At 68.3% G+C, this 22278-nt stretch carries 20 protein-coding genes; 13 read left to right on the forward strand and 7 right to left on the reverse strand.

All coding sequences use genetic code 11. From position 1 onward, the window contains the following. The first annotated feature begins 8 nt into the window (after positions 1–8). From DMB80_RS10595 to DMB80_RS10625, 7 genes are read left to right on the forward strand one after another with little or no spacing between them, the layout of a single operon-like run. Positions 9–1145 (forward strand): virulence factor Mce family protein, encoded by a 1137-nt coding sequence (locus DMB80_RS10595; protein ID WP_111509816.1) that lies wholly within the window; start codon positions 9–11, stop codon positions 1143–1145. Positions 1146–1148: 3 nt separating this feature from the next. Next, entirely contained in the window at positions 1149–2711 is a 1563-nt protein-coding gene (locus tag DMB80_RS10600; RefSeq protein WP_111509817.1) for an MCE family protein, read from the forward strand. Next, complete coding sequence (locus DMB80_RS10605) at positions 2681–3361, forward strand: hypothetical protein (protein ID WP_111509818.1); 681 nt, start codon at positions 2681–2683, stop codon at positions 3359–3361. The genes DMB80_RS10600 and DMB80_RS10605 overlap by 31 nt, the downstream gene beginning before the upstream one ends. Then, positions 3358–4338 carry an RDD family protein gene (locus tag DMB80_RS10610; protein WP_111509819.1) on the forward strand — a complete coding sequence of 327 codons (981 nt, stop codon included), beginning with the start codon at positions 3358–3360 and terminating at the stop codon, positions 4336–4338. Before DMB80_RS10605 ends, DMB80_RS10610 begins: the two co-directional genes overlap by 4 nt. Next, a complete protein-coding gene (locus DMB80_RS10615; protein ID WP_111509820.1) occupies positions 4335–4886 on the forward strand; it encodes a mammalian cell entry protein in 552 nt (183 codons plus the stop codon). Before DMB80_RS10610 ends, DMB80_RS10615 begins: the two co-directional genes overlap by 4 nt. Then, entirely contained in the window at positions 4853–5761 is a 909-nt protein-coding gene (locus DMB80_RS10620; protein ID WP_111509821.1) for a mammalian cell entry protein, read from the forward strand. The genes DMB80_RS10615 and DMB80_RS10620 overlap by 34 nt, the downstream gene beginning before the upstream one ends. A gap of 5 nt (positions 5762–5766) precedes the next feature. Next, on the forward strand, positions 5767–6531 hold the full coding sequence (locus tag DMB80_RS10625) for a fructosamine kinase family protein (RefSeq protein ID WP_111509822.1): 765 nt from the start codon (positions 5767–5769) through the stop codon (positions 6529–6531). Here DMB80_RS10625 and DMB80_RS10630 read toward each other — a convergent pair. Next, positions 6528–7610 (reverse strand): phosphodiester glycosidase family protein, encoded by a 1083-nt coding sequence (locus DMB80_RS10630; protein WP_111509823.1) that lies wholly within the window; start codon positions 7608–7610, stop codon positions 6528–6530. The two genes, DMB80_RS10625 and DMB80_RS10630, sit on opposite strands and share 4 nt — an antisense overlap. A 151-nt stretch (positions 7611–7761) precedes the next feature. Then, on the reverse strand, positions 7762–13572 hold the full coding sequence (locus tag DMB80_RS10635) for an Ig-like domain-containing protein (RefSeq protein ID WP_162938488.1): 5811 nt from the start codon (positions 13570–13572) through the stop codon (positions 7762–7764). A gap of 431 nt (positions 13573–14003) precedes the next feature. Here DMB80_RS10635 and DMB80_RS10640 point away from each other — a divergent pair, with 431 nt between their 5' ends. Beyond that, positions 14004–14459 carry an SRPBCC family protein gene (locus tag DMB80_RS10640; RefSeq protein WP_111509825.1) on the forward strand — a complete coding sequence of 152 codons (456 nt, stop codon included), beginning with the start codon at positions 14004–14006 and terminating at the stop codon, positions 14457–14459. Here DMB80_RS10640 and DMB80_RS10645 read toward each other — a convergent pair. Both DMB80_RS10645 and DMB80_RS10650 read right to left on the reverse strand, forming a co-directional pair. Beyond that, the gene (locus tag DMB80_RS10645) at positions 14435–15745 is read right to left on the reverse strand and encodes a PQQ-dependent sugar dehydrogenase (protein WP_111509826.1); all 1311 of its coding nucleotides are present in this window, start codon (positions 15743–15745) and stop codon (positions 14435–14437) included. The genes DMB80_RS10640 and DMB80_RS10645 overlap by 25 nt on opposite strands. Further along, a complete protein-coding gene (locus tag DMB80_RS10650; protein WP_048424926.1) occupies positions 15723–16490 on the reverse strand; it encodes a pirin family protein in 768 nt (255 codons plus the stop codon). Before DMB80_RS10650 ends, DMB80_RS10645 begins: the two co-directional genes overlap by 23 nt. Positions 16491–16583: 93 nt before the next feature. Between DMB80_RS10650 and DMB80_RS10655 the strand changes: the two genes are divergently transcribed. Further along, entirely contained in the window at positions 16584–17024 is a 441-nt protein-coding gene (locus DMB80_RS10655) for a MarR family winged helix-turn-helix transcriptional regulator (protein WP_111509827.1), read from the forward strand. A 97-nt stretch (positions 17025–17121) separates the two neighbouring features. Here DMB80_RS10655 and DMB80_RS10660 read toward each other — a convergent pair whose 3' ends face one another. The 3 genes from DMB80_RS10660 to DMB80_RS10670 form a co-directional block, all read right to left on the reverse strand. Further along, complete coding sequence (locus tag DMB80_RS10660; RefSeq protein ID WP_111509828.1) at positions 17122–17475, reverse strand: ArsR/SmtB family transcription factor; 354 nt, start codon at positions 17473–17475, stop codon at positions 17122–17124. Further along, the gene (locus DMB80_RS10665) at positions 17466–17945 is read right to left on the reverse strand and encodes an SRPBCC family protein (RefSeq protein ID WP_111509829.1); all 480 of its coding nucleotides are present in this window, start codon (positions 17943–17945) and stop codon (positions 17466–17468) included. The genes DMB80_RS10660 and DMB80_RS10665 overlap by 10 nt, the downstream gene beginning before the upstream one ends. Positions 17946–18017: 72 nt before the next feature. Beyond that, positions 18018–19010 carry a sigma-70 family RNA polymerase sigma factor gene (locus tag DMB80_RS10670; protein ID WP_276131534.1) on the reverse strand — a complete coding sequence of 331 codons (993 nt, stop codon included), beginning with the start codon at positions 19008–19010 and terminating at the stop codon, positions 18018–18020. A gap of 83 nt (positions 19011–19093) precedes the next feature. Here DMB80_RS10670 and DMB80_RS10675 point away from each other — a divergent pair, with 83 nt between their 5' ends. The 4 genes from DMB80_RS10675 to DMB80_RS10690 all read left to right on the forward strand — a co-directional run bounded on the left by DMB80_RS10675 (position 19094) and on the right by DMB80_RS10690 (position 22266). After that, positions 19094–19933 (forward strand): alpha/beta hydrolase, encoded by an 840-nt coding sequence (locus DMB80_RS10675; RefSeq protein ID WP_111509831.1) that lies wholly within the window; start codon positions 19094–19096, stop codon positions 19931–19933. Between the two features lie 44 nt (positions 19934–19977). Next, positions 19978–20943, forward strand: coding sequence for an alpha/beta hydrolase family protein (locus DMB80_RS10680; protein ID WP_240431121.1), 966 nt, complete (start codon positions 19978–19980; stop codon positions 20941–20943). A 79-nt stretch (positions 20944–21022) separates the two neighbouring features. Further along, on the forward strand, positions 21023–21775 hold the full coding sequence (locus DMB80_RS10685; RefSeq protein WP_111509832.1) for a DUF2786 domain-containing protein: 753 nt from the start codon (positions 21023–21025) through the stop codon (positions 21773–21775). Beyond that, positions 21772–22266 (forward strand): TIGR04338 family metallohydrolase, encoded by a 495-nt coding sequence (locus DMB80_RS10690; RefSeq protein ID WP_111509833.1) that lies wholly within the window; start codon positions 21772–21774, stop codon positions 22264–22266. The genes DMB80_RS10685 and DMB80_RS10690 overlap by 4 nt, the downstream gene beginning before the upstream one ends. The last annotated feature ends 12 nt before the right edge of the window (positions 22267–22278 follow it).

Consider the following 22278-nt stretch of genomic DNA (forward strand, 5'->3'; position numbering starts at 1 on the left):
TGGGACGTATGGCGACTTTGAGCCGACGCGCTGTGGCGCTCGGCGCGGCAGCCGTGGTGCTGACCTCGTGCGGTTCGTGGAAGGGCATCGCGAACGTGCCGCTCCCGGGCGGGCCCGGGACCGGACCCGACCACACGACGATCTACGTGCAGATGCCGGACACGTTGGCGCTCAACGTGAACAGCCGGGTGCGCGTGGCCGACGTGTACGTCGGCCGGGTGCGGTCGATCGAGTTGAAGAACTGGGTCGCCACGCTCACGCTGGACCTGGACAACACGGTGCAGCTGCCGAAGAACACGCTGGCCAAGATCGGTCAGACCAGTCTGCTGGGTTCGCAGCACGTGCAACTCGACGCACCGCCGGACCCGTCCCCGGAGAAACTCGAAACCGGCGACACCATTCCGCTGAAGAACGCGTCGGCATTCCCGACGACGGAGCGCGTGCTGGCGAGCATCGCCTCGATCCTCACCGGCGGCGGGGTCTCGAACCTGGAGACGATCCAGACCGAGATCTTCAACGTCCTCAACGGCCGGTCCGATCAGATCCGCGATTTCCTGGGCAAGGTCGACACGTTCACCGATCAGCTGAACCAGCAGCGCGACGACCTCACCCGGGCCATCGATTCGACGAACCGGTTGTTGTCGATCGTCGAGCAGCGCAACGACACGTTGGACCAGGTGTTGACCGAGTTCCCGCCGCTGATCAAGCATTTCGCGGACACCCGGGATCTGTTCGCCGACGCGATCGAGGCGTTGGGCCGGATCAGCAACGCCGCCGACGATGCCCTGTCGCCGGCCAGCGGTGACCTGAACACCAACCTGGCCAATCTGCAGCGTCCGCTGCGGGAGCTGGGCAAGGCCGGACCGTACCTGCTCGGCGCACTGAAGCTGATCTTCACGGCACCGTTCAGCATCGAGAACGTGCCGAAGGTGGTCCGCGGTGACTACATCAACGTCTCGATCCTGGTGGATCTGACGCTGTCGGCCATCGACAACGGCATCCTGAGCGGCACCGGCGTCTCCGGCATGCTGCGCGCCCTCGAGCAGTCGTGGGGCCGCGACCCGAACACGATGATCCCGGATGTGCGGTTCACCCCGAACGCGCACGACGCACCGGGCGGACCGCTGGTGGAAAGGGGTGAGTGAGCGATGCTGACCCGCTTCATCAAGATCCAGTTGGTCATCTTCACGGTGCTCACCGTGGCGGCGGTTGCCGTGTTGGGCCTGTACTACCTGCGCCTGCCGAGCCTGGCCGGGGTGGGGCAGTACACGCTCTACACGGAGCTGCCGCGCTCGGGCGGCCTGTACGCCACGGGCAACGTGACCTATCGAGGCACTCAGATCGGCAAGGTCACCGAGGTCGAGCCGACCGAGAAGGGCGCCCGGGCGACGTTGAGCATCAGCAACGACGTCAAGATCCCGGTCGACGTGACGGCCGAGGTGCACTCCGTCTCGGCGATCGGCGAGCAGTACCTCGATCTGGTGCCGGCCGCGGACACCAAGCAGTACCTCAGCCCGGGCCAGACGATCACGAAGAGCACCGTCCCGGCGGAGGTCGGACCGGCGCTCGACGCAGCCAACCGCGGATTGGCCGTGCTGCCCAAGGAGAAGATCGATTCGCTGCTGACCGAGACCTCGGCCGCGGTCGGCGGTCTCGGACCGTCGCTGCAGCGTCTGGTCGAGTCGACGACGAACCTGGCCCAGGGGTTCCGTGACAACCTGCCGCAGGTCAACGACATCATCGCCAACTCTGCGCCGATCCTGAACAGTCAGGTGCAATCGGGTGATGCGATCCAGCAGTGGTCGCGGAACCTGAACATCATCGCGAGCCAGACCGCCGAGCAGGACGGCGCGCTGCGCAGCGGCCTTCAGCAGGCGGCGCCCACGCTGGATCAGGTGAACGCGTTGTTCTCCGACGTCCGCGACTCGCTGCCGCAGACGCTGGCCAACCTCTCGGTGGTCATCGACATGCTCAAGCGCTACAACAAGGGCCTCGAACAGGCGCTGGTGATCCTGCCGCAGGGGGCATCGCTGACGCAGGCGGGCACGATCTTCGAGAACGAGGGTCTGCTGCACTTCGGTCTGTCGATCAACCTGCCGCCGCCGTGTATGACGGGCTTCCTGCCTGCGTCGGAATGGCGCTCGCCCGCCGACACGTCGATGGCGCCGCTTCCGACGGGTACCTACTGCAAGATCCCGAAGGACTACCAGGGCAACGTGGTTCGTGGTGCCCGCAACTACCCGTGTGCGGATGTGCCGGGCAAGCGTGCGGCGTCGCCGAAGGAGTGCCACAGCAACGAGCCCTACGTGCCGCTGGGCACCAACCCCTGGTACGGCGACCCCAACCAGATCCTGTCCTGCCCCGCTCCGGGCGCCCGGTGCGACCAGGGAGTGACTCCGGGTCGGGTGGTTCCGGCGCCGTCGGTGAACAACGGCATGAACCCGTTGCCGGCCGACCAGCTGCCGCCTCCGCTCAGCACCTCACCGGTCAGCGATCCGATCAGCAGACCGGGCTCGGGTACCGTCAGCTGCAGCGGGCAACAGCCCAACCCGTGTATCTACACTCCCGCGCAGGGCCCGCCCGGCAGCACCGCCGCGTACAGCCCGCAGAGCGGCGAGGTCGTCGGGCCCGACGGAGTCCGATACAACGTGAAGAACTCGAGTAACCCAGGAGATGACGGATGGAAGGAGATGCTGGCACCAGCCGGCTGAACCCCCCCATCGACACCCCCGAGGACGGCGCCGCCGACGAGGAAACGACGGTCGCCGAAGACTCGACGGTCGGCGAAGACTCGACGGTCGGTCCAGAATCGACGGTCGAGGCGGAGTCCCTCGATCACGCACCGACGGACCTGCGACGGCAATCGCGGCTCGGCACCCGCTGGGTCGCCGGCCTGACCGCGGCCCTGCTCCTCCTGGCCGGTGGCGCAGCGGCGGGTGGCTATTACGCGTGGAAGGCGAATCAGCGTGGCGCGGCGATCGCCCGCAGCGATGACGCCGCGCTGGCCGCCGCCAAGGAATGCGTGGCGGCCACGAACGCCCCCGACACGGCGGCGATGACGGTGGCGCAGTCGAAGATCCTGGAGTGCTCGACCGGCGACTTCGGGGTGCAGGCCGGTCTGTTCGGCAGCGTGATCGCCGAGGCGTACCAGGCGGCCAACGCGAAGGTGGCCGTCGACGATCTGCGCGCCGCGGTCGAGCGGCACAATCCGGATGGCTCGATCAACGTGCTCGTCGCCGTCCGGGTGAAGATCACCAACTCCCAAGCCGCCAATCAGCAGGTCGGCTACCGGCTGCGCGCGACGATGGCGTTCGACGAGGGCCGGTACCGCATCGCCAAGCTCGACCAGGTCACCTCGTGACCGTGGTTCTGCCCACCACCGACTCCGTCTCCGACACCGACGTGCCGGAGGTGGTCCGTGCTTCGTGGTCGACGCGGGCGGGCGCGCTGCTGGTCGACGTCCTGCCGGGCGTGGCCGTGATCGTCACGATGGGGCTGTTGGCGCTGGGCTCGCCCGCCGACGGCTGGGCGCGTTGGGTGTTCACCGGCGCGGGCGCGGTGGCGCTGTTCGCGACGGCGGTCAACCGGCTGGTCCTTCCGGCCGCGACGGGGTGGACGCTGGGGCGGGCCCTGTGTGGCATCGCGGTGCGCGACCGGGCCGGCGGTCCCGTGGGCATCGGGCGGCTCGCCCTGCGCGAGCTCGCGCATCTGCTGGACATGCTGGCTGTGTTCGTCGGCTGGCTGTGGCCGCTCTGGGATCGCCGGCGCCGCACGTTCGCCGACATGCTGGCGCGCACCGAAGTCGTCGTCGTCGAGCGCCCGGCCCGCAACGTGCGGCGGCTGGTCGCGGTGGTGCTGATCGCGGTGGCGGTGGTGTGTGCGGCGGCCGCCGGGCTGGGCTACCTGACGGTGTACAAACACGAGCGCGCGGTCGATGCGGCGCGGGCCCAGATCGACGAGCAGGGGCCGCGCATCGTGGAGCAGATGCTGAGCTACAGCGCTGACACCATGGCCGCCGATTTCGCCCGCGCGCAGGGGCTGACCACGGACACCTACCGTGAGCAGTTGGTCGCACAGCAGCAGGCGGCGCAGAAGGCGGGAATCAAGTCCAACGAGTACTGGGCCGTCAGCCATGCGGTGCTCACCGATCCGCCGGTCACGCCGGATCAGGCGTCGATGCTGCTGGCGATGCAGGGGCAGCGCGGCGACGATCCGAAGACCCTGAAGTTCATCACGGCCACGGTGCGTGCCGACTTCGACCGCGCGGCGAACGGTCAGTGGCGAGTGGCGAACCTGACCGTGCTGAAGAAGCCGCAGATGAATCCGGCGGGCCAGTGAGTCCGCGGCGCAAGGTCGACGACACCGCGACCGACTTCTTCGGCAGTCGACCCCGGCGGCCGCGACGCTGGGGTCTTCCGCTGGTGGCGACGGTGGTGGCACTGGTGGTCGCCGCGGCGATCACGGCGAGCACCCTGATGATGATCCGGCACGAGCACGACCGGACCGATGCCGTACGGGAGGCGTCCGCGTTGGGGTACACCCGGGAGTTCATGACCGAGTACATGACTCTGGATCCATTCAACGCCAACGCCTATGCCGACCGGATCGCTGCTCAGGCCACCGGCGAGTTCGCGAAGAGCTTCAAGGAGAAGCAGAACGAGATCCTGCTGCAAGTGGCTCGCGGAGAACCGACCACCGGCACAGTGCTCGCCGCGGGTGTGCAGCGCTGGAATGACGACGGCAGCGCCGACGTGCTGATCGCCACCAAGGCGACCTCGACGACGCCCGACGGCAAGACGACGATCGAAAGTGGCAGCCGCTGGATCGCCACGACGATCAAGGAAGGACAGCAGTGGAAGATCAGCAACCTGATTCAGGTGATCTGACCACCGACGACGCGGCAACCGCGACCCCCACCGATCCCGCACCGTCGCCACGTCGGCGCCGCTTCTTCCGGCGTCGCGCGGACGCAGCGACGGAGCCCGAAGAGATGGTCGAGCGGCTCGAGCCCGAGTCGTCGGCGGTGGAGGAGCCGCTCGAAGCGCCCAAGAGGCCGGTCGGTAAGGCGGCGCGGACGTCGAAGCCGGAAGCCGGTGCAGTCGATACGGCGTTGGCCGAGTCGGACGCCGACACCACGTCGGAATCCGAGCCGGACACCGATCCCGGGGAAGACGCGGCAGACGAGACCGCCGACGAGACTGCCGTGGACGAGTTCCGGATGGTCGAGCACCGCCCCGCGGGGCGCGGGCTGGTCGCGGCCGCTGTGGTCGCCTCGGTGCTGTTCGTCGGTGGGGGAGCCTTCGCCGGCGCGATGGTGCAGCCGTATCTGGCGCAGCGGGCGCTGAACACGACCAAGCTGGAGATCGCCCGCACGGCGACCGCGGCGATCACCGCGCTGTGGAGTTACACCCCGGACGACATGCCCGCCCTGGCGGACCGCGCCTCGAGGTACCTCGGCGGCGATTTCGCGGCCGATTACCGCAAGTACATCGACGCGATCGTCGAGCCGAACAAGCAGGCGCAGGTCACCAACACGACCGAGGTGGTCGGTGCGGCGGTGGAGAGTGTGTCGCCCTCGATTGCGCCGACCGATGCCACCGCGATCGTGTACACCAACTCGATCTCGACGAGCCCGGTCACCAAGAACATCCCGTCGTTGCGCTACCTGTCCTATCGCCTGACGATGAAGCGTGAGGGCGGGGAGTGGCGGATCACCCGGATGTCGACGGTCACGTCGTTCGACCTGACTCCCCAGTTGTAAAACGCTTGTTCCACGTGAAACGTCACGCGCATGCGCCTGACGGGTTCTTTCGGTGCGAAGCCGTTGGGCTGCAATGGCTTTCGGCCGCGGACGGGGGTGTTCCGGCAGTCCGGGTGGTGGCGGTCGACGAGCACTCCCTCACGCTGGAGCGGTTGACGTCGGTGCCGCCCGAGCGGGCGGCCGCGCGGACGTTCGGCGCCCGGCTGGCGCGCACGCACGCGGCAGGTGCCGACGGCTTCGGCGCGCCGCCGCCTGGATGGACCGCGCCGTCGGGCTTCTTCGGACCGTTGCAGCAGCCGCTGCCGATGAGCTACAGCCACGACACGTCGTGGGGACGCTTCTACGCGGAGCACCGGTTGATGCCGATGCTCGAGCGGGCGCGGGTGACACCGGACACCCGCGAGGCTGTCGAGGAAGTCGTATCCCGTTGTGCAGCAGGGGTGTTCGACGACCCATCCGAGGAGCCGTGCCGGCTGCACGGTGACCTGTGGCGCGGCAACGTGATGTGGACGCCCGACGGAGTGGTGGTGATCGACCCGGCCGCGCACGGCGGTCATCGAGAGACGGACCTGGCGATGCTGGAGCTGTTCGGGTGTCCGCACCACGACGCCGTACTCGAGGGCTATCAACAGGTGCGACCGTTGGCCGAGGGTTGGCGCGACAGAATCGGCCTGCACCAGCTCCACCCGCTGCTGGCGCACATGGTGCTGTTCGGTTCCGGTTACGAGCGCCAGACGCTGGCGGCTGCCCGCAGTGCGCTGGCGGCCTAGTTGAACGCCAGCCACGCCGGCTGCGCCCGCTCGTGCGAATCGCACAGCACCGCCATCGTGTCGCAGGAGCCCTGCGGTGAGCCCGCGCCCGCCCACATGCCGCCGGTGTCACGGCGCAGCACGATGGCCGTCGACCCGCCGCCGTCGAGCAGGACCGCCGTGTCGCTGCCCAGCCCGCGGAACAGGTCCTGAATCTGGTCGGGGGTGTAGCTGCCGCCGGAGAACACGTACATCTCGTCGCGGTCGCGCACGTAGGCGATCGCGGTGCGCGCCGCGCTCGGGCCGGGATCGTTCATCTGGCCGGTGTCCCCGGGCGCGAGCAGGTGCATGCCGGCCACCGCGACGAACCGGGTGCCCTTGTCAAGCGGGCCGGCGATCACCGGCGAGGCCGCGTCGAAGTCGTTGTCGCTCTTGGGCGGTATCACGAACGGTGCGCCCTGCACCGGCAGGACCATCGTCGACAGCGCCATCCAGTTCTCGTTGCCGCCCGACAGGCCCTGCTTGCCGGCGTAGGCCAGCGTGCCGGTGACCGCGGCGTTGGTACGGCCGAGATTGCGCGTGGTGTCGACGTAGGCACCCAGCGGCGAGCTGCAGCCGGTCGATTTCCACGAGCCGCCCTGCTGGCCGCGCACGTCGAAGAAGTTCGCGTTGATCGCGATCGTCGGCTGGCCGAGCACCTGCCACGCCTGCAGCGGGGAGTAGGTTTCCGACGCCTGCAGCAGGCCTTCGGCGGTGCGGGCGCGGGGGTCGCGCTCGCAGCGGGCCTGGAATCCGGTGTGGGAGTCGGCCAGCAGCCGCGGCGCCAATCTCGACGAGGCGGCTTTGATGATCATCAATCGGCCGCCGTTGCCCATCTCGTACCAGCGACCCGAGGCGTCGAGCATGGGGGCGGGGAACCCCGACCCGAAGTTGTAGACGAGATACGAGCCCTTAGTGGTGGCGATCGCGGTGGCGAGCAGTTCACGGGCGCTGGCCGCTGCGGCGTTCGGCGCGCTGACGCCGGCGGCCACCAGGGCGCAGACCACCGCTGCCGCGGCGCCGCGTAGTCGCCGCCGAATGTTTGCGGTAGGAGTCGGCACGGGCGGCTCCTTCGACGGCTGGGCTGACCTGGCTGGCCAGAATGCCAACAATAATCGCAGGAGAACCACTGTCAACTTTCGTCACAGCAGCATCACAGGATGATCCCGCCGAGGCTTCGACGTGATTTGCTGCGATCTCCGGGGCGCGGACTCAGAGGCTCGTCGCGGCCGACACGACGTGCACCGTGGTCACGATCTGTCCGTTGTCGTCCGTGGTGCCGACGGTGACGTACAACGTCCCGTCCGGCGCGACGGACACCGCACTTGCCGCGAACTGATCGAAGATCATGGGCGGCGCACCCTCGGTGACGAACACCTCCCGCGTGCCGTCCGCGTTGGCCGCAAAGACGCGCGTCAGCTGTTGGACGTCGGACGGGCCGCCGTAGATCTCCTCGTAGAAGGCGTAGTAGAAGGTGCCGTCGGGCCCGATCTCGACCGGCCCGCTCGGCATGTTGCCGTCGTAGGAGAAGAATTCGGTGAAGACGGTGGCACCGTCGCTGTCGATCGACAGCAGTTGGGTGCCGTCCGCAGTCTGGCCCGCGATGTGCGCGGTGTTTCCGATGACCTCGACCTGGAACTGCGACACGTCCGTCCCGTACAGCGTGTCCGTGAGGACTCCGGCAGACGGGATCGCGACGCGGTACCCGAACCCGTCGCCGACGATCGCGAACACCGTTCCGTCGTCGGCGAACTGAAGCGACCCGACATCGAAAGTCGCACCAAGCGCGGACGATTGAGACACGCCGTCGGTGACCGCGATGAGTCTGCCGCCGGCACCGTCGAGCAGATATACCGTCGCGCCCCGGCCCGCCACGATATCGCCTCGGTAGGTCCCGACGTCGACGGTGCTGACCGACCCGTCGGCATTGACATACAGTAGCTGGCCCCCGCCGATGCGCAGGTACGCGCCGCTGCCGTCGGTCGTCGAGACCGGGTCGCCTTGAAATCCCGCGACGGGATGGTCGATCCGATTTCCTTCAGCGTCGACGACCGCGACCCATGAGTTGTTTCGGTCGTACCAACCGAAGACGGCCGTGTCACCCGCGGTCGCGATGCTATCCGCGCCCGACGGCACCGGCAGGAACGAGCGGTAGACGGAGCCATCGGCAGTCACGACGAGCACGCCGGCCGACTGGTTGAGCCGTCCGTCGGGTTCCACGCCGGTGGTGTCGGCGAGGAGGTACACCGTCCCGTCCGTCCCCAACACAACCGACCTCGCGTAGCTCCGGTCGGTGATCTCGGTGCCGTCGAGTGGAGTCAGCGCGACAATCGATTCGTCTCCCGACGGCGAGATGCGCCAGAGCGATGCACGTTCCGTGTTGTCCAGGCCGAACTGTGAGACCGCAACGTAGAGCGTTCCGTCCGATCCGGTGACGCCTGCGATGGGGTAGGAATTGGCTGCGTAACCGCGTACGTGGCTTGACACCTGACCGGCGGACGTCACGCGCCACACGGCTGCTGTCTCGTCGGTGCTGTCGAGTCCGAGGTAGTAGTTGGTGCCCTCTGCTGACCGTATCCACTGCCCGTACACGGGCACCAGTATCGAGGTCAGGGTTGCCTCAGGCGTCACCACCACGAGATTGGCGAACCCATCGTCGTAGTCAGATTCACTGACAGGAACGAAAGCGATTCCGCCGTCGGCCAGCGTGACGACCTCCGATGTCACCCGCCTGGAGAGAGGACCCGACACCATGCTGCCGGAAACGGTTCCGGCGACATCGACGTTTCCGTCAGAGTCCGCAACGAGAACGGTTGTGGTGTCGATGTTTTCGTCGTAGATGAACTGGTAGCCGCTTCTGGTCGTACCCACGACGGTCGAGATCTGGGGTACGCCGAACACCGGTGGCTGGGGTATGGCGTCGAGGCTGAGCAGATGGGTTCCGCCCTGACTGGTCAGCGCATACACCTGTGATTCGTTCGGGCTGATCGCCAATGCGTCAACAGTGTTGCCCGGCAACGCGACTGATTGCACCTCCTCGGTGGCGACGGTGATCACGACGAAGGACAACCCGTCTGCCGTGGCGGCCGTGCCGTAGACCTGCGTTCCGTCAGCGCTGAGGCTCAACCCGCTCAAAGAGCCCGGCACAAGGATGTCGTAGCTCGAGTGGTCGTTGTCGTCGACAACCGTCAGGTAAAACTCGGAGCCGTCCTCGAGCGCAGTGCCGACGAAGAACCGACCATCGTCCGCGACGAGCAGGTCGCTCGTCACCACGTTGCCCCCGCCGAACGGCCACGTCGATCGATCGAAGCTCGGTCCTTCGATCTTGATGTAGTTGTCCCACCGCTGCGTCACCTGGTTGTACTGCTGGGCGAGCAGGAAGCCCGTGGCACCGTCACCGCTGAGCTGAATCGAGCCCTGGACGGGGCTGTCGATCTGGCCGCCGCCTCCCTCCATCGTGTCGGTGTCCACTCTGAAGAAGAAATCAATGGAAGTGTCGGGATCGCCACCTGGCGCACGGACGACGTAGTACGCATACCGGCTGTCCGCGCTATAGGTCACCGGCGTCAGCAGCTGTCCATCCTCTAAGAAGATGCCCAGTTCAGTTTGACCGGTGACGAGATCGACTTCCACGAGTGCCGCAGCGGGTCCGCCTCGCGCCGACGCCGTCATCACGAAGGCGCGCAATCCATCCGGCGTGACACGGACGGCATCGGTCATGTCGTCGGGAAGGTCGACAGTGCGCACGGCGTCGGTCGTCGTGTCGATGATGGCCAGCGCGTAGTCCCCGGAGAAGTCACTGGTCGTCACGTACACGCGGTCACCGGCCGCGGAGAACGTCACGTCCTCGAGCGTGCGTCCCGGCAACGCAATCGATCGCGTCGTTGCGGTCGCGGTGTCGATCAGCATCACGTTCTGGCCACTTGTGGTGTAGGCGCGGGCACCGTCGGCGCTCAGGATGATCGGCCCGTCGACCGAGCCCAGTGGCACCAGGTACCCGGTCCGAGCGACTGTGTCGATGACCGTCAACCGGTAGTCCGTCGTACCGTCTGCGGCCACCTCGACCGTGGACAGGTAGGCGCGGCGACCGTCGGAGCTGACGACGATCGGCCGGGCCGTCGTGCCGTTGATCGCGATGTGCCCATCGGGAGTCGTCGAGAACAGGATCGGCACGCTGACAACGACATTCGCGATTCCCCCGTGGCCGTCGTCGACGGAAATCGTGAAGGCGTCCAGGCGATCAGCGGCGCTGGCCGTCGCGGCGGACGCAGCTGTACGCAATGCAGCTGTCGGTGTATAAGTCCACTGCCCGGTGGATTCGTCGAACGTCACCTCCACGCCCTTGGCTGAGGTGCCGACCGTGAAGATCGGCGGATCACCGTCAGGATCGGTGACAGCGACTGTCCCGATGACGGTTCCCGTGACGGCGGCCGGCGCACCGCCGGTGACCGGTGTGATCTCGGGTGGCTCGTTGGCGGGGCTGATCTGGACGTCGATCACGGTGGTCTGCACTCCGCCGTAGCCGTCGCGGAAGGTGAACGTGACCGTGGCCACCGTCGGGTCTGCCGCCGCCAGGGCCGCGAAGCGCATCATCCGCCCGGTGCCGCCGCCCGCCAATGCCGCGGCGGCAGCGTGCCGGGCTCCCGGAGTGGCCTCGAATGTCCATACGCCCGTGGTGATGTCGTACTCGACGGAGCCCTGTGCGGGGTCGACGTCGATGTCGGCGTTGACCGGGTCGCCGTCGGCGTCTGTGACGATGATGACCCCCGACGTGACGCCGGTGTCGGCGTCGACCTGCTGCTCGGGTTCCTCGGTGACCACCGGCACCTCGTTGGCGCCGATGATCGACACCGTGATCGGGACGACGGTGGTGGTCCCCTCCGAGTCGGTGACCGTAACGGTGAAGGTGTGCAGTTTGTCCGTGGTGTCGGCGTTGTCTGCTGCCGCCTGGTGGCGCGCTGCCGGGGTCGGCGTGTAGGTCCACGTGCCTCCGGCGTCGACGGTGGCCTCGCCGAGCCCGCTGTCGTCGCTCACCTCGTATTCCAGCGGCCCGCCCGACGGGTTGGGCACGGTGATGACGCCGGTGGCGGGCTCCTCGCCGGAGGCGGCCAGCGGACTGACCGCCACGGTGACGTCGAAGGTGTCGAATCCGCCGTATCCGTCGGTGACTGTCACGGTGAACGTGTCACTGACGTCGGACTCCGTTGCGTCCTGACGCGCGGAAACCGTTGGCGTGTAGGTGAATTTACCGTCGGCCGCGATGACGACCTTGCCCTTGGCGGTGGTGGCGGATCCGCTGAAGGTGAGCGTGTCGCCGTCGGTGTCACTGGCCGTCAGTGTGCCGCTCACCGCCCCGGTGGTGGAATCGGCGTCCCCGGACATCGCCGAACCACCCACCGGGGCGGCGTTGTTGGGGCTGATGGAGACGGTCACCGGAACCGTCAGGACCCCGCCTTTGCCGTCTGCCACCGTCACCGAGAAGCTGTCGCTGCGCAGGGCGGCACCCGCATTCGTCGCCGCGGCGGCGTGCCGCGCCGCCGCGGTCGGCGTGTAGGTGAAACTGCCGTCCGATGTCACGACGACGGTCCCCCGGACGGGTGTGTCAGCGCTGAGCGCGTAGGTGAGGGTGTCGCCGTTGGGATCGGTGGCGGTCACGGTTCCGGTAACGACGCCGTCGCTGTCGGGATCGCCAACGGACGCAGAACCGTTGGTCGGCGCGGCGTTCGGAGGTGGCGGAGCGATCCGTACGTAGACGGCCGTGGCGGCTGTGCCGCCGTGTCCGTCGTCGACGGTGACGGTGAAGCTGTCGAGACGCCGGAAGATGCTGCGTGCGTCCTGCCGGGCCTGTTCGGTGGGGGTGTAGGTGAACCGGCCTTGGGCATCCACCGTCACGGTGCCGCGCGCTGTGGTGGCGGGCGCGGTGTAGGTGATGGTGTCACCGTCTTTGTCGGTGACGACAACGCTGCCCCGCACAATGCCCGACGTCGCATCCGGTGCCGAAACCGTGTTCTTGACCGTGGGTCTGGCGTTGACGGGCCGAATGGCCACGGTGATCGGCACGACAGCTGTGCCGCCGGCGCCGTCGGACACGGTGATGGTGAAGGCGTCGGTCCCGACGCTCCCGGGTGCGGCAGCGGCATGCCGGGCGGTGGCGTCGGGTGTATAGGTGAACGTGCCGTAGCGGTTGACGGTCACGCTTCCCGTGAGTGGCGTCGATGCGACGTAGGTCAGCCGGTCACGATCCGCGTCTGAGCCGCGGACGTCGCCGACCACCTTGCCGCTGAACGCACTCGGGCTCCTCTGGTAGGCCAGACTCGCGGTCGGCGCTGTGTTGGGCGTAGCGGACTCTCGACGGGACGCGGCAGCGAGCAGCCACATCGCGGGCGCGATGATGGGCGCCCCGCCCGGAGCAGGTGCGGCGGGCACCGCAGGTGTCGTGAGGCTTCTCATCTCGGTGACGCCGGAAGTGCGATACGCGACGATCTCCACGGCGGGTGCACCGGCGCCCGCAGAGTCCGGCGATGGCAAGGGTTTCGAGGGCTCACCGGGGTCGGCAGCGGGCAAGGACTCGGCCGCTGGCGTCTGTGTGCCGGAGTCACCGCCGTCGGTCACCGCATCGGACTCGTCAGCCGCAGGCGTGTGCTGTTCGACGGAGCGTGGGGTTCGACGCATCGGTCGGTCACGGCCGGTGTCCGCGGGCTCGTCGACATTCTCTTCGTCCGCATCAGGTGGCTCGACATCTGACTCTCCGTCGCCAGAGGCAGCCTCGTCGGAGGGGCTGTCGTCGGAAGGGTCGTCGTCGGCAGGAACATCTGCTTCCTGGTCGTCCGACTCCTGGCTGGGCGCCGTGGGGTCCTTTGCCGGCCCCGTGCGCTCCGGCGTGCCCGGAGTGTCCGAGCCCCCGGACGGCGTCGTTGCCGACGTCTCCTCATCCGCCGTTGCGATTGCCGCCGGCGCGGCCAGACCCACCCCGAGCAGAACGGCAAGAGCGCCGACCCGACCCACGCATGTTGATGCCTTCATGAATTCCCCCGAAACACACGGCCACTCCCCACGGCGACCGCTGCGTGTGATTCTGGCAAATAATCGGCTGAACCGCCGGGATTTCCGAGCATCCGTCTCGGCAAGAGGAAAATGGACCATATCGTCTCTTAATGCAAGCAGGTCACGAGGCTGCCCCGCGGCTAGTGGCGTGGAACCGGCACTCGAGCAAAGTTGATTGCGCAAACAACTCGCGTCGCTGCGTCCTGCCGCCGGGCGCGCGGTCGACGGACATCAGCGGCCGGAGCCTGCGGCGGCGGCTTTCCTGCAAGGTGAGACGCACTCGCTGGCCAGGGCATCATCAGTGATCACAGAAGGAACGGACCCAACTTTCGTCACAGCAGTATCACAGGATGGTTCCGCGGAGATTGCTGAGCGGTTTGCTGCGAGCTCTCCAGCGGGTACCCGGCAGCATGCCCACCGTGTCCCGTACCTTCACCGTCAGTCCGCCGCCTCCGGTCGTCGTCGACTACCTCAAGGACTTCGCGCACGCCGAGCAGTGGGATCCGGGCACCCGGAGTTGTGAACGCATCGACAGCGGCCCGGTCACCGAAGGCGCGTACTGGCACAACGTCACGAAGATCCTCGGCGTCACCGCCGAGCTGACCTACACCCTCGACGAGCTCACCGACCGCAAGGTCGTTTTCGTCGGGGAGAACGGCTCATCGACGTCGGTCGACACCATCACCGTCGAACCGGAGGGCCCCGGATCGGTGATCACCTACGAGGCAGAGTTGCACATGCACGGCACCGCGCGACTGCTCAATCCGGTGATGAAGCTGGCGTTCGAGAAGATGGCCGGCGACACCGAGAAGCAGTTGGCGGCGGTGCTGAACGGACTCGATCAGCGCGGCGGCGTCAGCCGGTAGATCGCATCGGCGGCGTCGTCGGTGATGTAGACCGCGCCGTCCGGGCCGGTGACCGCCGCGACGGGTCGGCCCCACCGGGAGCCGTTGTCGCCCTGGAAGCCGCCGAGCAGGGTCTGCTGGTTCTCCAGCCGACCGTCGCGCCACGGATAGAACGACACCTCGGGTTCGCGCGGCGGCTGGCGGTTCCACGATCCGTGTACGCCGATCAGAGCCCCTTGCGCGTACGGCGCGGGCAGTGCGCCGTCGACGAAGCTCAGGCCCAGCGGCGCCGAGTGGGCACCCATGCTCTGCTCGACGGCCGGCAATGTCGCGCAATCCAATTCGGTGCCGTCCGGATTGGTCTGGACATCCCGGACGAACGGGAGATCAGCGGGCCCGCCAGCGGGATTGCAGTACGGCCAGCCCAATTCGCGGCCCGGCGTCAGGCGCGCGATCTGCTCGGGAGGGTTCTCGCCGACGTAGGCGGGGTCGACCTGGCCGGTGCTCGGGTCGGCGACGTTGTCACGCCCGTTGTTCGCGGTCCACAGGGATCCGTCGGGTGCGACGGCCAGACCGGTGCCGTTGCGGACGCCGGTGGCGAACGGCGCGGCGGGCCCGCCGCCGGGCGGGACCCGCATGATTGTGGCGCGCGGCGGCGTGGCGGTGCGGTCGGCAGCCGAGATGTTGCCGGTCGAGCCGATCGAGAAGTACACCGCGCCGTCGGGTCCGACGGCCACGCTCTTGAGTGCGTGCGAGTACGCGCCACGCAGGTCGGGGCTCTTGGCGTCGGGCAGGCCGCCGGCGACCACGCGGGGATTCGTCGCGGCCCCGTTCGCGTAGTCGTATGCGTTGATCTCATCGCTCTGCGCGACGTAGAGCGTCGACCCGGCAATTGCGAGTCCGTGCGGCTGGTCCAGGCCGTCGAGCAGCACCGACTGGGTCGTGCCGGCATCGCCTGGCGTGAACCGCAAGACCGTGCCCGCGCTCGGCACCGACACCAGCAGCGTGCCGTCCGGCGCCCACAGCGCCAGCCGCGGTCGCGGCGTCCGTGCCCACACCGACAGCTGCCATCCCGTCGGCACCCGGACCTGCCGCGGCTGGTCGAACGGCGCCTGCGCCATGCCGGGTGGCACGGTTACCTCGACGGTGCTCATGCCGGTCTGCGGCACCGAGGTCGCACCCGACGACGGGGCCGCAGACGGCGATGAGGCTGGCGGCGCGGGTTCCGAGGCGGTGCTGCACCCGGCGACCATGGTGGCCGCGACGAGCAGCGCGCCGACGTGGCTAGGCCGCGGCGAGACCGGCATGCATCTCCCAGACGAGGATCTCGGCGGCGTCCGTGGCGGTGACGCGCTGGCCACCGGATGCGGTGAACCGCACGGCGTCTCCTTCGTGTAGTGCTCCGGCGCCCTCGAGGACCACCTCGCCGCGGGGGACGAACAGGTGCAGGTAGGGGGCATCGGGAAGTTCCACGGTCTGGCCCGGCTGCAGCCGGGCGCCGTGCAGAGCCGCGTAGCGGTTGGCGATCGTGATGGCCGCAGCGTCGCGGTGCTCGGGCATGCCCGAGGCGATCGTCACGAGACCGCCGCGCAGCAGCTCGTCGTCGATCTCGAGTTGCTGGTAGCCCGGGGTGATCCCGGATTCGTCGGGGACCACCCACATCTGCACGAAATGTACTGGCTCAGAATGGGATTGGTCGCCGGTCAGCGTCCATGAGTCGTTTTTTTCGGAGTGCAGGATGCCGCGGCCCGCCGACATGCGCTGCGCCAAACCGGGGTAGATGACTCCGGAGTGGCCGGTCGAGTCCTGGTGCACCAGCGAGCCGCGTAACACCCACGTGACGATTTCCATGTCGCGGTGCGGGTGGGTGTCAAAACCGGTGCCGGGCTTGACGATGTCGTCGTTGTTGACCAGCAGCAGCCCGTGGTGGGTGTTGTCGGGTTCGTAGTGACCGCCGAACGAGAACGAGTGCTTGGAGTCCAGCCAGGCGATCTTCGTGGCTGCGCGGTCGGCGGCGCGGCGGACGTCGACGACGCTCTGGATGCTGCTCATGGGAATCACTCCTCGGGAGTCCTGGCCAGCCTAGGTGGCTGCTCTGCATCCGACAACATGCATGACACATCATGTATTCCGTACAGTGGGGTGATGGAGTGGCTCACTGCTGAGCAGCAGCGCATCTGGCGCGACTATCTGGCGATGGTCAGCAGGCTGCACACCGCGATGCACCGGCAGCTGCAGTCCGACTGCGAGCTCTCGTTGTCGGACTACGACGTGCTCGTCGCCCTGTCCGAACGCGGGCCCTTGCGCATCACCGAACTGGGGGAGCTGATCGGGTGGGAGCAGAGCCGGCTCTCCCACCAGTTGCGTCGCATGCGCGGACGCGGTCTCGTCGAACGCCACGGCGACGACGACGACCGCCGGGCGGCCACGGTCGCAATCACCGCCGAGGGCCGGTCGGCGTTGGAGGTCGCTGCGCCGGGCCACGTCGAACTGGTGCGCTCCGTCATGTTCGACGGGCTCTCGCCCGCGCAGCAGCGCGCGTTCGGGGCGGCGATCGGCCGGGTGCTCGACCGGCTCCCGCGCTGAGCCGGTCAGTCCTCTCCAGCTCTTCTGGTCGGACTCCTCAACGCGGCTCGTGCCTCGCCGCTTGATCGTCGTCCTCTAGCTCTTCTGGTCGGACTCCTCAACGCGGCTCGTGCGTCGCCGCTTGATCGTCGTCCTCCACGAAGGCTCGCAACCGGTCGATGCGCTGGTCCCAGCGCTGCGACAAGGTGCCCAGAAGGTCCTGCGCCGCGTGCAGCGAGGTGGTCTGCACCGTCCAGATCCGTTCCCGCCCCCGCTTCTCGCTCCGTACCACGCCGGCTGATTCGAGCAGGGTGAGGTGCTTCGTCGCCGCCTGCCGCGTCACCGGAATCGCCTGCGTGACAGCCGATGTCGAGCACGGCCCGGTGTCGCACAACCACACCACCATCCTCAGTCGATGGGGATCGCCCAAAGCGTCGAACAGCGGTGCTGCGGTCGCCAGGCTCACGCCCACTGCGGCGCCGCCAGGTATTGCCCGATGAGGCGCAGCTGGGTGGCCCACCCACCGCTGTTGTCGGCGAACGCCGCGGCGCGGTGCGAATCAGGCAGTGCGTCGAAACCCGATTCGACGATCTCGAGCAGCACGCCGCCGTCGGCTTCGGTGAGCGTGAACTCCACGAGCGTGGTCAGCTCCGCGAATTCGGGCTCCTGCAGCGGGTTCCACCGAAACGCGAAATAGCGCGGCGGCTCGACTGCCACCACGTGCAGGGGAAACGACACGCCGGCGAAATCTGCCTGCTGTGCGGCCACCGCGTCGTCGACCGCGGTGGGTGTCATCACCCCGGTCACCGTCGCGCCTGCGGCGAACGGGCCGTCCACCGTCATGCCGAACCACGTACCGAATTGTTCGGACTCACTGATCGCCCGCCACACGCGGTCCAGCGGCGCGCGCAGCAGGGCACTCTTCTCGATGCGATCTGTCATGATATGCAACCTCCTGGTTGCCCTTAAAGTTAAAGGAGGTCGACACGATGCGCAACCTTTTGGTTGCTTTTACTAGAGGTGGGCCGGCAGCCCGAAACGCTCGAACACCGACTGCTCCATGAACGCGACGACGTGCGCAATGCCTGCGGTTCGGATGTCGAGCACCTGCAGTTGGAAGGCTTCGTGCATTCCGGTCTGCGGATTGCGCATGTACATCGCCGCGGCGGGCTGGCCGTTCGCGGTCGTGCGCAGGAACAGCATGTCGCCCGGCCCCTCGGCGGGACAGTGGAACTTCGACAGCGCGATGATCGCGGCCGGGCCGTCGTACCAGCCGTCGAAGGGGGGCATCTCCCACACGGCGTCGACGGTGAACAGCTCCACCAAACGGTCGATGTCGTAGGTCTCGAACGCCGAGATGTAGCGATCGAGCAGATCGGCCGCCTGTGGAGAATCGGGTTCCATCGGCTCGTCGTCGCGGGCGGGCGCCACCTCCTCGAGCTGTGCCCGGGCGCGCTGCAGAAGGCTGTTGACCGCGGCGGTGGACACGCCGATCGCCTCGGCGACCTCGGCGGCACGCCACTGCAGCACCTCTCGCAGCACCAGAACCGCGCGCTGGCGTGCCGGCAGATGCTGCAGAGCTGCGATGAAGGCCAGCCGCACCGACTCGCGGGATTCGACGATCACGGACGGATCGGACGGATCGGAGCGGGGCTCGTCCGGCAGCGGCTCGAGCCAGGCGATCTCCTGACGCTCGTGTAGCTCGCCCAGGGGATCGGAGGCCGGCTGACCCAACCCGCTGGGCAGCGGCCGGCGGTTGCGCCCCTCCAGCGCGGTCAGACAGGTGTTGGTCGCGATGCGGTACAGCCAGGTCCGCACCGAAGACTTGCCTTCGAACCCGCGGTAGGCCTTCCACGCCCGCAGATACGTCTCCTGGACCAGGTCCTCGGCGTCATGCAGCGAGCCGGTCATCCGGTAGCAGTGCGCGAGCAGTTCCCGCCGATAGCGCTGGGCATCGGCGAGAAAATCATTCTCGGCGCTGCTGTCATCGACAGCCAACACGGTCACGATGCCCGAGCTTAGTGAGCACCACCGACGAAGTCAGCCATGCTCGGCTGCCGGTTGCGCAACCGCTCGTTACTCTGCCGTGCATGCCCGTGACGCGAACCGAACGCAGCTTCGACGGAACCGGCGGCGTGCGCATCGTCTACGACACATGGACGCCGGACCAGACCCCTCGCGGCGTCGTGATCCTCGCCCACGGATACGCCGAGCACGCCCGCCGTTACGACCACGTGGCGGCCAGACTCGGCGACGCCGGTCTGATCACCTATGCGCTCGACCACCGGGGCCACGGCCGTTCCGGCGGCAAGCGCGTGCTGCTGCACGACATGTCCGAGTTCACCACCGACTTCCACACGCTGGTCGGCATCGCCGGCAGCGAGCATCCCGGGCTGCCGCGCATCGTGCTCGGCCACAGCATGGGCGGGGCGATCGTGTTCACCTACGGCGTCGAACACCCCGACGACTACACCGCGATGGTGCTGTCCGGCCCTGCCGTCGCCGCCCAGTCGTCGGTCCCCGCGGTCAAAGTGGCGGCAGCCAAGCTGCTGGGCCGCATCGCGCCCGGCCTTCCGGTGGAGAACCTGCCCGCCGACGCGGTGTCGCGTGACCCGGAGGTGGTCGCCGCCTACCGTGCCGATCCGCTGGTGTACCAGGGGCGGCTGCCTGCCGGCATCGGCCGCGCGCTGATCGGCGTCGGGGAGACGATGCCCCGCCGGGCCGCGGCGATCACCGCGCCGCTGCTGGTGGTGCATGGCGACGCGGACCGTCTCATCCCGGTGCAGGGCAGCAGAACGCTGGTCGAGAGCGTGGGTTCGGCCGATGTGCACCTCAAGGAGTACCCCGGGCTCTATCACGAGGTGTTCAACGAGCCGGAGAAGGCGCTGGTGCTCGACGACGTGACGTCCTGGATCGAGTCGCAGCTGTGAGGCGCACCGGGGTGAGACGGCTCGTGGCGCTGCTGCTGGGCGTGATGCTGCTGTGCGCGCCCGCGTGCTCGTCGAAGAGCGCCGAGCAGGGCGCGTCCTGGGTCGACGAGGACGTGTCGTTCGACGCCGACGGGTTGACGATCTACGGCACCTACCGGCATCGCAGCGGTGACGAGCGGGGTCCCGCGGCCCTGCTGATCTCCGAGAGCGGCAACACCGACCGCAACGGCGACAACCAGGTCGCCGGCCCCATCGGGAACATGCGGCAGCTGGCCGAGCTGCTCTCCGACCGCGGCGTGGCGACACTGCGCTACGACAAGGTGGGCACCGGCCGGACCGGGATCGGCCCGTACAAGGATCATCCCGACGACGTCGTCAGCGCGGTCTACACCACCGGTGCCAAGGCGGCGCTGCGCTTTCTGGCCGGCCGGCCCGATGCCGATCCGGCGAAGCTGTCGGTGTACGGATTGGGTGAGGGCACCATCCACGCGCTGACATTGGCCGGCGACACGGCGCCGGACGCACCGAAGGTGCACTCGCTGGGCCTGCTGCAGCCGCTGCCGGGACGCTATCTCGACATCATCACCACCCGCGTCGCGGCGGGCGGCTCGCCCGAAACGGTCGCGGCATGGAAGGCCGCAGTGCAGCAGATCCGTACGCAGGGCACCGTGCCCGCCACGCTGCCCGACGGGCTGAACGCGATCGCGAACGCGGGCAACATCAAAGCCGTGGTCGATGCCGACCGCATCGATCCGCTGGCGCTCGCCACCGCGGTGCCCGCGGGCACCCCGGTGCTGCTTACCTGCTCCGACTCCGACAACCAGGCCAACTGCGCCAACGCCAAGCCGCTGATCGATGCCCTCGGCCGCACGGATCTGACGGTCACCGAACTCAAGGGCGTCAACCACGTGCTGCGCGACGACCCGACCGACAACATCGCCAACTACGCGAAGAAGGATCCGCTCTCGCCGCAGCTGGTGTCCGCGCTCGACAGCTTCGCCACGCGCTAGCTGTGGATGAAAACGGTTGCGGGGATGGGCGATACTGGTCAGCGATGACATGTCTGCCGCCCGGCCTAGGTTTCCCGGCATGAGTACCGACGAGAAGATGCTGTCCCGGATCGCGGCGCTGCTGCGCCAGGCCGAGGGCACCGACAACGCCCACGAGGCCGAGGCGTTCATGGCCGCCGCCCAGCGGTTGGCCACCGCCACGTCCATCGACCTGGCGGTCGCGCGCTCGCACAGCGCGCAGCGCACCGCCGCGCAAACCCCGGTGCAGCGCACCATCACGATCGGCGAGACCGGAGCGCGCGGGCTGCGCACCTACGTGCAGCTGTTCGTGCTGATCGCCGCCGCCAACGACGTCAAGTGCGACATCGCGTCGAACTCGACGTTCGTCTACGCCTACGGGTTCGCCGAGGACATCGACGCCACCCATGCGCTGTACACCAGCCTGGTGCTGCAGATGGTGCGCGCGTCGAAGGACTACATCGCCTCGGGTGCGCATCGCCCGACGCCGACCATCACCGCGCGCATCAACTTCCAGCTCGCGTTCGGGGCGCGGGTGGGGCAGCGGCTGGCCGAGGCTCGCGAGCAGGCCCAACAGGAGGCCACCCGCGGCCCGCAGAGCAATCCGGGTACCGCGATCGCGTTGCGCGACAAGGACCTCGAGCTCAAGGACTACTACCGGGAGACGTCGCGGGCGCGCGGGACGTGGCGGGCGACGACGGCGACGGCGGGCTACTCGTCGGCGGCGCGGCGCGCCGGTGACCGTGCCGGGCGCCGGGCCCGGCTGGGCGGGGAGACAGAGTTGGCGGGAGCGCGCGGCGCGCTGGAACGGTGAGCCGGGACACCCAGCGCGCGAAAGTCTATGCCGCAGAACAGTTCGTACGAACAATGTTCGATCGGGCGGCCGAGCGCAACACGCGGGTGGTCGAGTTCTTCGGGACGCAGCTGACCCTGCCGCCGGAGGCGCGGTTCGCGTCCGTGGAGTCCGTGCAGGCATACGTGGACGATGTGCTGTCCCTGCCGGCCGTCCGCTCTGCATGGCCGGGCGTGGGCGCCTTGAGGGTGCGCCCTCGCCGTGGCGCGACGGCGGCGCACTTCGAACGCGTCGGTGAGGCTGCCACCATCGCGGTGCCGGACAACGGAAACCGCTGGGCGCTAAGGGAACTGGTGGTGCTGCACGAGATCGCCCACCACCTGTGCGACGCCGAGCCCGCCCACGGGCCGGAGTTCGTCGCGACGCTGCGAGAACTGACGGCCACGGTGATGGGCCCGGAGGTGGCCCACGTGCTCCAGGTGGTCGGCGCCAGCGAGGGCGTCCGGGGCTGACCGGGACGCGAG

Source organism: Mycobacterium kyogaense (genome assembly GCF_003254575.1).
GTDB lineage: Bacteria > Actinomycetota > Actinomycetes > Mycobacteriales > Mycobacteriaceae > Mycobacterium > Mycobacterium kyogaense.

What these genes read in the sequence shown, in the direction of transcription:
- DMB80_RS10605 (WP_111509818.1), top strand. Translation starts at nt 2,681, where the DNA reads ATGGAAGGAGATGCTGGCACCAGCCGGCTGAACCCCCCCATCGACACC.
- DMB80_RS10650 (WP_048424926.1), bottom strand. Translation starts at nt 16,490, where the DNA reads ATGAGCAGCATCCAGAGCGTCGTCGACGTCCGCCGCGCCGCCGACCGC.
- DMB80_RS10600 (WP_111509817.1), top strand. Translation starts at nt 1,149, where the DNA reads ATGCTGACCCGCTTCATCAAGATCCAGTTGGTCATCTTCACGGTGCTC.
- DMB80_RS10645 (WP_111509826.1), bottom strand. Translation starts at nt 15,745, where the DNA reads ATGCCGGTCTCGCCGCGGCCTAGCCACGTCGGCGCGCTGCTCGTCGCG.
- DMB80_RS10635 (WP_162938488.1), bottom strand. Translation starts at nt 13,572, where the DNA reads ATGAAGGCATCAACATGCGTGGGTCGGGTCGGCGCTCTTGCCGTTCTG.
- DMB80_RS10640 (WP_111509825.1), top strand. Translation starts at nt 14,004, where the DNA reads ATGCCCACCGTGTCCCGTACCTTCACCGTCAGTCCGCCGCCTCCGGTC.
- DMB80_RS10595 (WP_111509816.1), top strand. Translation starts at nt 9, where the DNA reads ATGGCGACTTTGAGCCGACGCGCTGTGGCGCTCGGCGCGGCAGCCGTG.
- DMB80_RS10665 (WP_111509829.1), bottom strand. Translation starts at nt 17,945, where the DNA reads ATGACAGATCGCATCGAGAAGAGTGCCCTGCTGCGCGCGCCGCTGGAC.
- DMB80_RS10680 (WP_240431121.1), top strand. Translation starts at nt 19,978, where the DNA reads ATGCTGCTGTGCGCGCCCGCGTGCTCGTCGAAGAGCGCCGAGCAGGGC.
- DMB80_RS10685 (WP_111509832.1), top strand. Translation starts at nt 21,023, where the DNA reads ATGAGTACCGACGAGAAGATGCTGTCCCGGATCGCGGCGCTGCTGCGC.
- DMB80_RS10655 (WP_111509827.1), top strand. Translation starts at nt 16,584, where the DNA reads ATGGAGTGGCTCACTGCTGAGCAGCAGCGCATCTGGCGCGACTATCTG.
- DMB80_RS10675 (WP_111509831.1), top strand. Translation starts at nt 19,094, where the DNA reads ATGCCCGTGACGCGAACCGAACGCAGCTTCGACGGAACCGGCGGCGTG.